The sequence below is a fragment of the Neobacillus sp. 19 genome (assembly GCF_049463095.1).
GTDB lineage: Bacteria > Bacillota > Bacilli > Bacillales > Cytobacillaceae > Neobacillus.
This window is the reverse complement of the sequence record NZ_JBMPZU010000099.1, coordinates 39651-54345: the sequence shown is the minus strand read 5'-3', so window position 1 is coordinate 54345 and position 14695 is coordinate 39651. Positions and strand designations below refer to the sequence as shown.

14 protein-coding genes and 1 other annotated feature are annotated in these 14695 nt (G+C 40.1%); of the genes, 2 read left to right on the top strand and 12 right to left on the bottom strand.

Annotated features, from left to right (window positions below):
- Window positions 1–259: 259 nt before the first annotated feature.
- Window positions 260–1465: an IS256 family transposase gene (locus ACO1D1_RS26570; protein ID WP_149870129.1), complete on the bottom strand. Its 1206-nt coding sequence runs from the start codon at window positions 1463–1465 to the stop codon at window positions 260–262.
- Window positions 1466–1747: 282 nt separating this feature from the next.
- Window positions 1748–2455 carry a YoaK family protein gene (locus ACO1D1_RS26565; RefSeq protein ID WP_149868192.1) on the bottom strand — a complete coding sequence of 236 codons (708 nt, stop codon included), beginning with the start codon at window positions 2453–2455 and terminating at the stop codon, window positions 1748–1750.
- Between the two features lie 431 nt (window positions 2456–2886).
- On the opposite strand from ACO1D1_RS26565, the gene ACO1D1_RS26560 reads away from it, so the two are divergent.
- Window positions 2887–3636 carry a glucose 1-dehydrogenase gene (locus ACO1D1_RS26560; protein ID WP_423337651.1) on the top strand — a complete coding sequence of 250 codons (750 nt, stop codon included), beginning with the start codon at window positions 2887–2889 and terminating at the stop codon, window positions 3634–3636.
- A 195-nt stretch (window positions 3637–3831) separates the two neighbouring features.
- On the opposite strand, the gene ACO1D1_RS26555 is transcribed toward ACO1D1_RS26560, so the two are convergent.
- The 10 genes from ACO1D1_RS26555 to ACO1D1_RS26510 form a co-directional block, all read right to left on the bottom strand.
- Window positions 3832–4017, bottom strand: coding sequence for a hypothetical protein (locus ACO1D1_RS26555; RefSeq protein WP_423337650.1), 186 nt, complete (start codon window positions 4015–4017; stop codon window positions 3832–3834).
- Between the two features lie 45 nt (window positions 4018–4062).
- On the bottom strand, window positions 4063–5349 hold the full coding sequence (locus tag ACO1D1_RS26550) for a serine hydrolase domain-containing protein (RefSeq protein ID WP_423337649.1): 1287 nt from the start codon (window positions 5347–5349) through the stop codon (window positions 4063–4065).
- A gap of 124 nt (window positions 5350–5473) precedes the next feature.
- Window positions 5474–7111, bottom strand: a complete 1638-nt coding sequence (gene metG / locus ACO1D1_RS26545) for a methionine--tRNA ligase (RefSeq protein ID WP_423337648.1) — start codon at window positions 7109–7111, stop codon at window positions 5474–5476.
- 48 nt (window positions 7112–7159) lie between these two features.
- Window positions 7160–7412: a binding site (T-box leader), on the bottom strand.
- 69 nt (window positions 7413–7481) lie between these two features.
- Complete coding sequence (locus ACO1D1_RS26540; protein ID WP_149868188.1) at window positions 7482–7988, bottom strand: DUF1648 domain-containing protein; 507 nt, start codon at window positions 7986–7988, stop codon at window positions 7482–7484.
- 147 nt (window positions 7989–8135) lie between these two features.
- Entirely contained in the window at window positions 8136–8522 is a 387-nt protein-coding gene (locus ACO1D1_RS26535) for an FxsA family protein (RefSeq protein WP_423337647.1), read from the bottom strand.
- A gap of 137 nt (window positions 8523–8659) precedes the next feature.
- Entirely contained in the window at window positions 8660–9646 is a 987-nt protein-coding gene (locus ACO1D1_RS26530) for a C-terminal binding protein (protein ID WP_149868186.1), read from the bottom strand.
- 19 nt (window positions 9647–9665) lie between these two features.
- The gene (gene hisC / locus ACO1D1_RS26525; protein WP_423337646.1) at window positions 9666–10775 is read right to left on the bottom strand and encodes a histidinol-phosphate transaminase; all 1110 of its coding nucleotides are present in this window, start codon (window positions 10773–10775) and stop codon (window positions 9666–9668) included.
- Window positions 10776–10841: 66 nt separating this feature from the next.
- Window positions 10842–11636, bottom strand: a complete 795-nt coding sequence (locus tag ACO1D1_RS26520; protein WP_423337645.1) for an ABC transporter ATP-binding protein — start codon at window positions 11634–11636, stop codon at window positions 10842–10844.
- Window positions 11637–11643: 7 nt separating this feature from the next.
- Window positions 11644–12516, bottom strand: coding sequence for an ABC transporter permease (locus ACO1D1_RS26515; RefSeq protein WP_423337644.1), 873 nt, complete (start codon window positions 12514–12516; stop codon window positions 11644–11646).
- Window positions 12517–12532: 16 nt separating this feature from the next.
- On the bottom strand, window positions 12533–13522 hold the full coding sequence (locus ACO1D1_RS26510; RefSeq protein ID WP_423337643.1) for an ABC transporter substrate-binding protein: 990 nt from the start codon (window positions 13520–13522) through the stop codon (window positions 12533–12535).
- A 262-nt stretch (window positions 13523–13784) separates the two neighbouring features.
- On the opposite strand from ACO1D1_RS26510, the gene ACO1D1_RS26505 reads away from it, so the two are divergent.
- Window positions 13785–14666 (top strand): LysR family transcriptional regulator, encoded by an 882-nt coding sequence (locus tag ACO1D1_RS26505; protein ID WP_149868181.1) that lies wholly within the window; start codon window positions 13785–13787, stop codon window positions 14664–14666.
- The last annotated feature ends 29 nt before the right edge of the window (window positions 14667–14695 follow it).

The following is a 14695-nucleotide window of genomic DNA, read 5'->3' as shown; positions in this document are numbered from 1 at the left end:
TTGGCTTCAAATCTTGTTACAAAAATGGGAATGTAAATTATTTTGTGTAAATGGTTGAATTACCTTATTTTAGACTATACTGACATTACAATGTTCTTACCTACTAGGGGGATAGGGCAATGCTGGGGAGCAACCCGAGCACCTAATAGGGTTCTGTACAAAAGGAGAGGGGAATTTTCCTCTCTTTTTCCTTTTGGGAGAACAAAAGCGATAAACCCTTAGGGCGTAGCCCTAACTCTATAAAGGGTAACTTACAGAATTACTTCCCAAGCCGCCCTTCAAACATAATCTCAAACTGTTGTCTACATTCTATCCAACCCGGAATAGGATTAGTCCATTTATCCGTAACACCCACTGTAGCCAGATATACAATCTTTTTGAGTGCATTGTCGGTAGGATAAGCGGTCTTGGTTTTCGTGACTTTTCTCAATTGTCTATGGAAGGCTTCTATCGTGTTCGTGGTATAGATTAGTTTCCTAATCTCTACAGGGTACGAGAAGAAGGCAGTAAGTTCGAGCCAATTAGCCTCCCAAGATTTCACAACAGCAGGGTATTTTTTGCCCCATGTCCCCTTAAATTCGTCAAAGGCAATTTCAGCCTTTTCAAGAGTAACAGCCTTATAGACTTTCTTTAAATCATCCATAACGGCCTTACGGTCTTTATTTGGAACATACTTAACATTATTACGTAATTCATGAATAACACACGACTGAATAGTGGTCTTTGGATAGGCCGCGTTGATTGCCTCAGAGAAGCCAGAAAGCCCGTCCTTACAGGCAATTAAGATGTCCTGGACACCACGACTTTTTAACTCCTGGCACACATTCAACCAAAAACTTGCACTCTCGTTTTCGCCAATCCAAATGCCAAGAATGTCCTTAACACCTTCCGAATTGATGCCTAATACCGTGTAAGCAGCTTTACTGATGATCCTATTTTCATGTTTCACCTTGAAATGGATGGCATCTAAAAACACAATCGGATAAACAGGGTCTAGTAGACGGGTCTGCCATTCAACAACCATGGGTAAAACTTTATCAGTCACCTTACTCACCAAGCTTGGTGAAACGTCAATACCGTAAATATCCTTCATATGTGCTTCGATGTCCCTCGTTGACACTCCTTTGGAATAAAGAGCAATAATTTGATCCTCTAAACCATTGATTGAGGTTTCGTAATTTTTAATAATTTGAGGTTCATATGTTCCATTACGATCCCTTGGGATGCTTAATTTAGTCTCACCAAACTTGGATTTAATCGTCTTCGATTTAAACCCGTTGCGACTATTTCCCGAGTTATTCCCTCTTACGTCATTTTTTGCATATCCGAGGTGATTCTCGATTTCAGCTTCAAAAACCTGTTGTAGAGTTTCCTTAAAGAGGCCCTTAATCATGGCTTGAATATCATCCACGGTTTCACATTGGCTAGCCAATTCCTTAATCGTCATATCCCCAAAATTTTGCATAAATGATCATCTCCTTAGTTGGCAAGTATAACCATTTACACAAAATTTTAGACGTTCTCACAAAATTTGAGAAATGCATCCAATAGGGGGTATTAGCTTCAAATCTTGTTACAAAAGTTTGAGAAATGCAGCCAATAGGGGGTATTAGCTTCAAATCTTGTTACAAAAGTTTAAGAAATGCATCCAATAGTCGTTATTGGCTTCAAACTCGCAATAAACAAGAACATGAAACAAAGAGGACTAGGATTTCAATTATTTGAAGCAGGTGATCGCACCTCTGTTTTATTCTTTTGGTATGAATGGTCTCCTCAAATATCCCTTATCCCTGTGATATAAAACTATTGCGATCACTAAAAACCCTGATGCAATCCAAATAGATGTATTCCCAATATAGGTGGTCGAAACCGTCCCTGTCATGGCACCAAATAGAAAAGAAAGAATGATTCCAAAGAATTCTTTGAACTGTCTTTTTGCCTCCTGGTTATGTTCGATAAAGGCCGCATAGGCTGCTTGTGTTGCTGTTCGGAGATTCCCGGTTGTCATCGTTGAATTGTAAGCCCATTTGTCTAATTTATTGAAAGTGGAGATTTGTAATGATGATACAAATGATATACTCACGGTTACCACGATATTTGGCACACTATTTGGCAAAATACCGACAACGACCAGGACAAGGCACTCTAAGATGAGGATGGAACGTCTATAGCTATGCAGCACTTGCCTTATATGAGGAATCTTCACTATTTCGGATACCAAAACCCCAAGAATAAAAGCTAGAATAGGCAAAATAAAAAGAAACGAACCCCTCCACTCGCCATTTGCCACTTTCACCGCTAATAATACGATATTTCCTGTTTGGGCATTCGCAAATACCCCGTCCCTGCTAATGAAAGTATATGCATCTAAAAAACCGCCCACTATGGCTAACAATATGCCCAATCGAACAGAATTCGACGATAATGAAGGGATCATCTTTTGTTTGTCTATCATATGTTGTGCTCCTGTTTCTCTGATAATGATTTATTTTACACCATAATCGGCCTTTTTAAGAATCTAACATTGACAAAAAGAGTACTATTAACACGCTATTAATAGTTAATCAATCGTTTGATTAATTTTCCCATCCTAGTCATACCAACAAATCAGCCATTCAATCAAACGTTTGGTTAGTTTTTTTAATGCAGACATTCCTTGTATATAGAAAACCTAGTAAAGACACTTTTGCTATTTTCCAGAACCGTTTTGTCTTTAAGAGGCCTTATTAAAGACACTTTTGCTATTTTCCGGAGCAATTTTATCTTAAAGAGCCCATTCAATCAAATGTTTGGTTAGTAATAAATTGCATGTTTTAGGAATCTATTCCCTGTTTTGTGCTATCTTAAAACATAGTAAGTTAATGTATTTAATGAAGGATGTGTACAATGAACTTTTCTAAAAAAACTGTGGTCATAACAGGTGCCGGAAATGGGATTGGCAAGGGGATCGCTTTACTTTATGCGGAAAAAGGAGCCAATATCATCCTTGCGGATATAGATGAAAAAGCAGGGGCTAGTGCAGCCAGTACGATAAAGGAACTGGGCGGAGAGGCCATTTTCGTACAAACAGATGTAAGACTAGAAACGGATATTGTTCGGTTAATGGAACTAGCCCATCAAACGTTTAGTCAAATTGATATTTTAATCAATAATGCAGGGAAAGCAATATTCAAGTCTCCATTTGAATTAACTTTAGAAGATTGGGACGATGTGATGAACACAAACTTAAGAAGTGTTTTCTTGGGATCACGTGAAGCAGCAAAATATATGCGTCATAACAAGGATGGCGGCTCGATTGTGAATATTGCCTCCACAAGAGCCATCATGTCAGAGCCTAATTCAGAATCGTACGCCGCCACAAAGGGCGGAATTATTGCTATTACACATGCGCTCGCGGCTTCATTGAGCAATGATCATATTACCGTAAATTCTATTTCTCCCGGTTGGATTGAAACTGGTGATTATTCAAAATTAAGCCCCCAGGATCATGACCAGCATCTCTCAAAGCGGGTGGGAAAACCAGAAGATATTGCCCGAACCTGCTTATATTTGACATCCACAGAAAATGATTTTGTTACAGGAATTAACCTTGTCGTAGATGGCGGTATGACGCGAAAAATGATCTACGAGGAATAGGATTGGGTAATTTCCATATCGCCATAAATTTTTTAATCAATCAATTGATTAATTTCCTCAGGCTAGCCATACCAACTGATCCATACAGTTAATCAAACGTTTGATTGGTTTTTTCGACAGTCCTGTATAGGACCTTAGAATTTTAATCAAACGTTTGATTCGTCTTTTGACTAGTAAATCTAATCAAGATATGGATTAACTTTCTTCACATGTAGCGGAGGAAAGAGCTAGAACATGTTTCTGTTCTATCACCACTGTTCCCCCAATATCAATACATGCTTCTAATTTAATCTGATTTGCCTCATAATTACTTTTCATTTGGAGGAATCTAATCACTCCACTTATAAGAATAACAATGGATAAAACGATTGGAACTAGCATTTTTATTCTGTTTTTATTCAACCCCAGCCTCACCCTTTCCTATTTTTATTTATCTCTAACAAACTCAGTTCTGGCACCATATGAGTCTATTAATTCTATTGATAGTGGCAGTCCGTTATCATTCAATCGGAAGATATACGTATCGTGGATCCAATCGCTTTTGCAGACGACTCTTGCTTGATCTGCCTCGGTTGGAAGCAGTTTAAACTTATACGGCACCCCGTACAATTTTGGAACAATGGCATAAAGCTCTTTGTCAAAACTTATAGATACAGTCTCTTCACCGTTCAAATACGTCCCAACTAGGTTTTTACTCTCTATCTTTAACGGTTTAAACGGTGGAAATCCCTCAACCTCTTTTCCAAAAACAATACGAATTAGGTCGCCGCTAATTTGCATAACCGGTGTAATATTGATATTACTTAACACTATCACAACCAGTTCCTCTTCCGGATACATCACGAGTTGATTGACGAAGCCATTGATATCACCGAAGTGACTTACCTCCTTATGGGCACCGTCCTCGATGAACCAGCCAAACCCATACCCATTTGTGCTTGTATACATTTGATCCTGTAAATTCTTATCAATTAATGAATTTTTCAAGAGTGCCTGACACCATTGATATAAATCTTCAACAGTTGAATACATCCCGTAGGCGCCTAATGGGAACGACATGTCGATGTAATCTGTATGAACGACTTTTTCCCAAACAGTATGGCCTTGTGCCAGTGACTTAACGATTGATCGTCCGTTATCAACCCCAGTGCTTGTTAAACCCAGTTCATCGAAAATTTCCTTTTGTAGAAAATCGGCAAACTCCATCCCGGAAACTTTTTCAATTATAGCTGTTAATAATAAATAGCCGGAGTTGCTGTAACTCATGTTAGTGCCGGGTTCAAACTCTAGCGGCATTGACTGAAACGATTCAATCACCTCCTGCAAAGTTGCCGGCAGTCTCATCGTCTTTGTCCAATAATCCGGTGTAGAGGTAAAGTTTGCTATTCCCGATGAGTGGTTCAATAAATGGCGGATTGTCATCGAAGCGCCCTTCGGATAATCCGGAAAAAACGGATCGAGAGAATCGTCAAGGTTTAAAGCACCTTTGCCATGCAGTTTCACAATCGCCATCGCGGTGAATGCTTTCGTTAATGAACCAATACGAAATTTAGTAGCAGGCGTATTTGGAAGATCATACTGAAAAGACGAGAATCCAAACCCTTTCTTTAACAGGACTTCTCCTTTATAACCAACAAGAACTGCCCCATTAAAATAATTGTGGGCAGCCAAATTTTCTATGTAATCATTAAGCATGCTGATTTTAGTTTTCATTTTTTCCCCCTTGCTCCTCATTATTGACCAATCCCTCTCAATCTGGAATATTTATGCTCTTCATCCATTTTAGCACAATCTTCCAGATCGTCTTTTAGAGGAATTTAGAATAGTTTAAGAAAAATTATAACTTTGAGGATTTTATCAAGTGATTATATTCGTTTTCAATCAAATGAATATCTAACCGATCAAATAATGGTAAGACAGATTCTAATTTTTCTGGCAGTTGGTGTTGTTCATGCCAGTCAACCTTTGAGACACCTAACATTTTTCGAATTTTCTCTGAAGAAAAGGGCAAAAATGGCTGCAGTAATTGCGCTAAATTCAAAATGATATAGGTACAGGTTGCCAGCGTAACATCGCCATTAATTGGGTTTTCCTTTACTTGAATCCATGGTTGTTGTTCATCAAAATAACGGTTGGCACGACGGATATATTGAAAAATCCCCTCTAAGGCCTGTTTAAAATGCCCTTTTTCAATTAAGTCACCAGTAGTAGTGAAAAGATCAATCGTATTTTTCTTAATCTGCGTATCTACTTCAGCTTGCGGTATGTTACCATCAAACGATTTTTCAATAAACTTTAACGTGCGATTAACAAAATTTCCATAGGCCCCAAGCAGCTCACTATTGTGGCTGTAGATAAATTCACGCCATGAGAAATCGGTATCTCGACTTTCCGGAGCATTGATGGTTAAGAAATAGCGAATAGAGTCGGGATCGTATTTACTTAAAATGTACGGAACCCAGACGGCCCAATTTCGGCTCGTGGATAACTTTCTTTTCTCCAATGTTAGATATTCATTCGAAATAATATGCGTCGGCAAAGTTTTGCTCTTAATACCCATTAAGATAGCGGGCCAAATAACCGTATGGAATGGGATATTGTCCTTACCGTGAACATAATAAGATACTGAATCCTCATTCCATAGCTGGTCAATGCTTACACTATTTTGTTTAGCCCATTCTAAGCTAGCCGTTAAATATCCCGCAACAGCTTCGATCCAGACATAAATTTTCTTCCCTTCAAATCCTACAACAGGAACATCCACACCATTTGGCAAATCTCGGGTAACAGCTCTATCTGGAACGCCTTCATGCAAGTATCTTTTCGTTAACGCCACAGCATTTTCCCGCCAGCGCTGCTCCTTATCTGCTTTGTTGACAAAATCCTCTAACTCCTGTTGCAATTGACTAAAGGCAAAATAAAAATGTTCCGTTTCCTTAATAACTGGCTCATTTCCGCAAATTTTACAGCGTTTTTCAAGTAAATCCAGTGGATCAAGAATTTTCGAACAATTATCGCACTGATCACCTCTTGCTTTGGCCCCACAATTCGGGCAAATCCCTTCCACAAAACGATCCGGCAGAAACTGCTTATCATGTTCACAATATGCTTGTTCAATCTTCTTCGTATATAAATAACCATTTTCCATCAATTTTAGAAATATCTCTTGAACGGATTCATGGTGATGTTTTGCATCCGTTCTTGTATAAAGATCGTAGGTAAAGCCCAGTTCCTTAAAGCACTCAGAAAACTCCTCATGATATCGGTTTGCGATAATCTCCGTTGTTGTTTGTTCTTGATTAGCCCGAATTGAAATTGGTGTGCCATTGCAGTCACTTCCTGATACGTAAAGGACCTTTTTTCCCTTTTGCCTGTAATACCTTGCTAAAATATCTCCTGGCAACAGTGCCGCAATATGGCCTAGATGTAACGATCCATTGGCATAAGGCCATGCCCCTCCGATTACGATTGTCATTTTAGATTCCTCCCAAAAAATGAAATAAAAAAACGCCCTAATCAATACGATTAGGACGAGAATACCCGTGTTACCACCTACATTTACAAATAGCTCACACTATTTGCCTCCATCAGTACGTCTTTTTCAGAGATACTGCTGCTGTAATAACGAGTGCCATTCCCGTCGCAGCCTACTAGCTAGAAGCGTTCGGTGCGAAGCTCAAAGGTCATTTTCAAAAGGGTTCATTTACTTCATTTCCACCATCAGAAGCTCTCTATCAAATACTGCCCTATTTACTTTTCCTTCTCAACGCTGTTAATTTCAAAAATATATGAATAATTATATAATTTCCTGCAGATGGAAGCAAGAGGAGGTTCTGATGCTTCGATTAGTTAATTCTTTTTAGTTTCAGCATTCCAATTACTATTGGAATCCCTGTTCCAATAAGCGTGAGCGGTAAAAACCATACACCAAACCTGGCTCCCCAGCCTAAAGCAATGGAAATAGATTCAATTAAAATGAGCGAAAAAAGAATGAGACAGATATTTTTCAACTGATTAACCAGCCTTCGGCTATGTAAATAAAACTGTTCGGCGTTTGATTCATTAAAGCGTTTAGGATAATTATGTACCTCAGGGAATTTTTCTAGTACCGCCATTAAAATTGCAATGAATAACCCTACAAAAAGTAATATAAGAAGCTCCCACTTGGAGCCCCACCGATCCACCTCACCGGCTGCATTATAATGCCCAGGTACTTCTTCAGGCAGTGTTTTCCAAACGAAAAGCAACACAATGATTGATCCCAAAAAACATAAATATCCGATAAAATCCCAAATCCATTCACTCTTTGACTTAGGAATTTTTAATTTAGGCCTGCCCAAATAATTTGGCATATTCATTTTCCCTCCCTTTTCCTTCACCTTATTACACTTCCATTATGAATAATATATCAAATATTCCAAATTTTATCATTAAGTCATCTAACCGTGCCCTTTTCGCCAAAAAACGCCAATTCCCAGCGATTGAGAAGTTGGCGTTTTTCATTTAATGATTTTTATATTGCCTCGTTGTATCTTTTTCCGCAAAGAATTAATCATGAGGAATTTAATTGCACGTCTTGTTGGCGGAAATAGCATGAAAAAGCCGCCAATGTCTGTAATAAATCCCGGCAAAAGCAGCAGGATACCGCCTACCAATATACAAATCCCATCTAATAACGCTTCACCTGGAATATGACCGTTTTGCAGCTGCACACGCGCCTTCTGAATGGTTTGCAGGCCTTCTCTTTTTGCTAAATACGCTCCAACTACACCTGTCAATATAATGAGTAGTAATGTCGGCCAAACTCCGAGCGTTTTTCCGGAAAAAAGGAGTAACCCTATCTCTGCCGCAGGAATCGCAATAATCAAGATAAACAAATAACGCACCTGAGAGGTCTCCTTCCAAATGAATTAATTACATTATAACAGGAACGGCTATTTAAATGAAAATCCCTTGTCTTAACATATGAAAAAAGGGGGGTTCCCCGCCGCATTATCGCAGCGGGGAACCCCCCCTAAATTACTTAAAGTTTCACCTTAACCTGATTTAAAGAATAAGTAAGTGGTATTCCCTTGGCTCCGTCGATAATAATCTGACAGGTCCTGCGCTTTAACTCTGTTAGGGATTCCTCTGAAACGTAGGAGGAATGCGGTGTAACGAAAACCTCTTCCATTGTCAGGAGCGGATGGTCCAGTTCAGGTGGTTCCTTTGCCAGCACATCGAGCCCTACCCCTGCTATATGCCCTTCATTAATTGCCTTCTTTAAATCAACCTCATTTATTACACCACCGCGGCATGTGTTAATAATGAACGCTCCTTTAGGCAGCATTTTGAGGCGTTCATAGTTTAGAAGGTTTTCTGTTTCCGATGTAAGTGGTACATGTAAACTTAGAATGGTAGATTGCTGCAGCAATTCGTTTAACGATACTGACTCTACCCCATAAGAATCGAAGGTTTCTGCAGAAACATACTCATCATAGGCTAATAGGCGGACACCAAATGATTTAAGCTTTGCTGCTACTATCCGGGCAATCCGGCCAAAGCCCAGCAATCCTACGGTGTTATTCCTGAACCGGCGAATGGGCAGTGTATCGAGTGGATCCCATTTTCCCTCTTTCACTTTTTGGTTATAGGCAGTGATGCGGCGAGTGACCGCCAGCATTAGTGTAATCGTATGATCTGAAACCTCTTCCGAACAATAATCGGGTACATTTGAGACAATAATTCCCCGGTTAGTGGCTGCCTCCAAATCAACATGATTAAAGCCCACCCCTGAAATAGCTATAACCTTGCATGATTGCAGTTTATCAATAAGATCAGCCTTACATGGGAATCCAACTTGAGCAACTACCCCGTCCGCATAGGGCGCATAGAGTGGGAGGTCTTCCTCAAACGTCTCCGAGCGTGTTACTTTTACCTCAAAGCCCTCTTGTTGATAGATTCCCTTTTCCATTTGATGATCAATCCATTCATCGTCTAAGATCCAAACTAAATGCCTTCCATCCTTCACTTTATCTCCTCCTTTTTTATTATGATGTGGGCAGTTTCTGGCCGATTTTCCGTAACGAGTTTACTAGACGTTTATTCTGCTCCGCAGTCCCAATGGTAATACGGACATATGTGTGCAATCCCCACGCTGCGCATGGTCGAATAAGGATTCCTTCCCGCATGAGCGCATCCGATAGCTTCATTCCATCTTCTTTTACATCGACAAACAGAAAATTTGCGTGTGTTTCGGTCACGCTAAACCCTAAAGCGCTCAGTTCCTTGATCAGCATTTCCGCCTCTCGCTTATTTTCTTGTAAACTTTTCTGTTTATATTCTATATCGTCTAAAGCCGCAATTGCCCCTGCTTGTGCCATTCGATTGGCAGCAAATGGTTCTCTTACTGCCCGTATAGCCTCGATATACTCTTCATTCCCAGCTACGTAGCCAATTCTCGTTCCGGCTAACCCGTACAATTTTGAGAATGTACGTATAAAGATAACCGGATACCCTTCCTTGACAAAATCAATTCCTGTACGGTATCCTTCCCGGTTAATAAATTCAACATATGCTTCATCAAGCACGACGATCACATGTGATGGTATTTGCTTCAGAAATGCCTCGAGTTTGTCTTCTTCTATAATGGTTCCAGTCGGATTATTAGGATTACAGATAAAAATTAATTTGGTATTTTCATTTATGGATGCGAGAATTCCGTCCAGATCATAGGTGTAATCCTCAGTCACTGGAATCTCTACAGGAATCCCTTCCATGAGCAAGGTTATCGTTCTATATGCAGGAAACGTAGGGGTGCAATAGATAACCTCATCACCTGGATTAATATAAGCCGTTCCAATTAAGGTAATAACATTATCCCCGCCATTTGCCACTAGAAATTGATCGGGGGCGAGTTGATAAATTCCCGCTAATTTTTCTCTAAGCTCCCTGCCTGTTGGCTCAGGATATAACTGGCTTTCCTGCAAGGCCAATTGCATAGCCTGCACTGCTTTTGGTGACGGGCCAAACGGATTTTCATTCGAAGCCAGTCGAATGATTTCATCTAATCCCAATTCCCGTTTTACCTCTTCTATCGCTTTTCCGGGTATATATGGCTTTAACTTTCTTCCGCTTCTACGCCATAGGTCTTGAGACAAATCTATCTCCCCTTTTTATAAAAATCGCGGGTCCAAATAGTTAAGCTTCCCCTTTGGTCCACTTGCCTATTTCACTTCCATCATGGCCTTCAAGCTTTCCTCACGGATCAATTCTGTCAGCTGCTCTTTATACTCAAGAAAACGAGGTGCCATTTTAATATTATATGGACGAGGATGCTCAAGCTCAATTGGAATATCCGCTTTAATTCTGCCGGGTCTTGAGGTCATCACAATGACTCTGTTGGCAAGGAAAATCGATTCCTCGACATCATGTGTAATAAATAAAATGGTTTTGTTCGACTTCTCCCAAATTTCCAGCAATAGCTCTTGCATTAGGGTCCGGGTCTGATTGTCAAGCGCTCCAAATGGTTCGTCAAGCAGCAGAATCTCCGGGTCATTCGCCAAAGCTCTTGCAATGGCGACGCGCTGCTGCATTCCTCCAGAGAGCTGCTTAGGATAATGCTTCTCAAAACCTGTCAACCTGACTAATTCAATATAATCCTTAACAATTTCTTTACGCCGGGCAGCATTCATTCCTTTATTCTTCAATCCAAATTGGATATTTTCTTCCACCGTCAGCCATGGAAATAAGGAATAAGCCTGAAAAACCATTCCCCTATTGGAAGATGGCCCGTTAACCTCATGTCCATCAAGGTACACCTGACCCGAGGACTGTTCCTCAAGTCCTGCCACAATCCGCAGCAGGGTAGATTTTCCACATCCAGATGGACCAAGGATGGTAATAAACTCGTTGGTCATAATGTTCAGGCTGACATGATCTACTGCCAGTACTTGAGAATGCTTCCTGTTACCTGAGAATATTTTTGTGACATTATCAATTTGTACCTTCGGATTCAGCATCCTATCCTCACCTTCCATAATTCCATGGGAACAGTTTTCGAATTGACACTTTTAAGATTAAATCTGAGAGCAAACCTAACGCTCCAATTGTCAAGATTCCAAAAATGATATTACCCGTTTTCAACATTCGCTGGGATTCCAGAATTAAGCTTCCAATCCCTGATGCTGAAGCGACAAGTTCCGCGACAATAATATAAGACCATGCCCAGCCAAGGATAAGCCTGATTGTTTCCATAATACCTGGAATAGCTGCCGGAAGAATGACAGAACGTAATACGCCAAAGGTAGAAGTCCCAAGTGTATAGGCAGCTTCTAAAAGCTCCCTTCGAACATTTGACACTTCAACCGCCGTCATAAGGACAAGCGAAAAGAACGTTCCAACAAATATGATCGTAATTTTCTCCATCTCGCCTACACCAATCCACAAGATAAAAAGCGGAATGAACGCAGATGCCGGCATGTACCGTACAGATGAAATGACTGGTTCAAAAAAGGCCTCCACCACTTTAAATGTTCCCATTAATATGCCAAGCGGCAGCCCAATGATCACCGCAATTAAAAAGCCGGCAAGCACACGATAGATTGTAATCCCGATATCATTGATGAACCCAAATTCAGTAAATAGCGTAATGCCCGATTGGATAATCTGGGTTGGAGTCGGCAGAAAAAGTGGATCTACTATTCCGGTATACGTTAACAAGGACCAGATGACGAATAAGATGACGATACTTGATATGCTGACCCAAATATATAATGTATGTGGTATGTTTTCCTGCGGCTGAAGCCACTTTCTTCTTCTAGGTGTTCCCTTTCGTTCGTTTTGAAAGGGCAGTAGAGGCACCTGATTACCTAGCTCCTCATTTTTAGCCACCTTTTCCATAGGATCTCCCCCCTCTTTAATGAACAAATGAATAATCAATAAGTTCATCGATATTTGGCTCTTTATCGATTAACTTTAGCTCCACCCATAATTTAGAACTTAAAGTTGTAAGCTCATTCAATTTCCCTGGATTTTCTTTCGTACCGAAATATTCTTTATTTTTTTCCTGGTCATAGAATCGAACACCATTTAATGATTCCTCAAGCTCTTCATTCGATTGCCCCATCGCCTTTGCCATGATCCCGATCGCATCTTCCTTATCCGTTTGAATGTAGTCTAATGCTTCGTACCAGGATTTCACTAACGCCTTTACCACTTTTGGATTTTTCTCAACAAAGTCCTTTCGCAGCCCAATAGTATCAGCAATAACGCCCGGAGTTTGGTCACTTGATGTGAGAACGCTTCCAAAAGTAGTCTCCTTTGCTTTACTTAGCCACGGTTCCCATGTAACAGCCGCATCTACCTTATTTGCTACGAATGCTGCCCCCGCATCACCAGCTGTCATGTTTTGCGTCTTAATATCCTTAAAGTTGATTCCCTCTTGATTTAATTGATAAAGGAACCAAAAGAAGCTTGCTCCTCCGTCCGTTTGTACAGCTACCGTTTTTCCAACAAGATCTTTCAAACTTTTAATCTCTTTGTTTGCTACAATTCCATCCCCGCCATAAGAATCGTCCAGTGCTACTACCTGTACGACTGGGAGATCACTTGCTGCGGTAACAACATGGGAATCTACAGTGGTAGCAAAACCTTGAATACGGTTTGCGGCCATTGAGCTTCTTCTGTCAGAGACGCTTTCCATCTTTACCAATTCGACATTAATGCCATTCTTTTTGAAAATCCCCTTTTCTTTAGCAATATAAAGTGGGGCATACCCTACCCATGTGGAGACGGCTATAGATAACTTCTCACCGGATTTACTCTCTTCTTTTCCCGATGTGTTATTTGAACATCCAGTCGCTACTACCATAACAATAAGCAAAACGATTATCCAAAGTTTTTTCATTCACTACCATCCCCCTATTATTTATTTTTCAGCCGTAATGGATTTCTCGACCCATTCATACAGTGAAATTGCCCTTACATTTACATTTTTCACTTAAGATTGACCCTTTCTCTATCAACCTCTCTTTCTTAAATGCCGAATGAATATTTTGTATTTTTAAATAATTCTAACTTATATAATAATAACATTCTAAATAATAGAAAAAAACTATTTAAATTGTTATAAATATATATAATAAAAGTATAGAAGGAGGCTTTCATAAATGGATATCAGGCAACTTCGCTACTTTGTCGTCATCGCTGAAGAAAGTCAGCTTACTCGTGCAGCCCAGCGACTCCATATGGCACAGCCCCCCCTGAGCAGGCAACTAAAATTATTAGAACAAGAGCTGGGTGTGACCTTGTTCGAAAGAAACGGCCGAAATATGAACCTGACTGAGGCGGGAAAATCGTTATATAGAAGAGCTGAGAGCATTCTGAATCAACTGGAAGAAACGATCACAGAGGTAAAGGACACCGGAGAGGGCTTACGGGGTTTGTTAACTATTGGGACAAACATTTCTTGTTTGCCATTTCTCTCTAAAAAAATATATCAATTCAGGGAAAGGTATCCCCAAGTTATTTTTAAGATTTGGGAGGAAAGCCCTTCGAAATTAATTGAACAATTGGAAAATAGAACGATTGAACTCGCTATATTACGTTCTCCCTTCAAAAGAGATATTTTTTCAATTATTCGTTTACCAAAGGAACCATTGGTTCTCGTCATGCCTCCAATATGGGAGCTGCCTGATTCAAAGACAAACATTCACTTAAGTGAATTAAAGGAAATGCCCCTTTTACTTTTACATAACGGTAAAGAAGAGAGAAGCTATCATCAAATGGTCATTGATGAATGCAGCCGAATTGGCATCGATTTAAATATTGTTTGTGAATGCCCTGATGCCGCTACACTTCTCATGCTTGTTTTTGCGGGAATTGGAGCCACGATCCTGCCAAAGAGTCTAATAACCTATATTCCAACTAAATTCATAAGAGTAATGGAGATCTCAGATTACCCATTCTACACTGAATCCTCCGTAATTTGGTTAAAGGATCGGCCGCTTTCAAAGACTGCCAGCCGGTTCATCGAAACCTTGGATATATAAATAAAAGGCGCATGAATGGTTCATGTGCC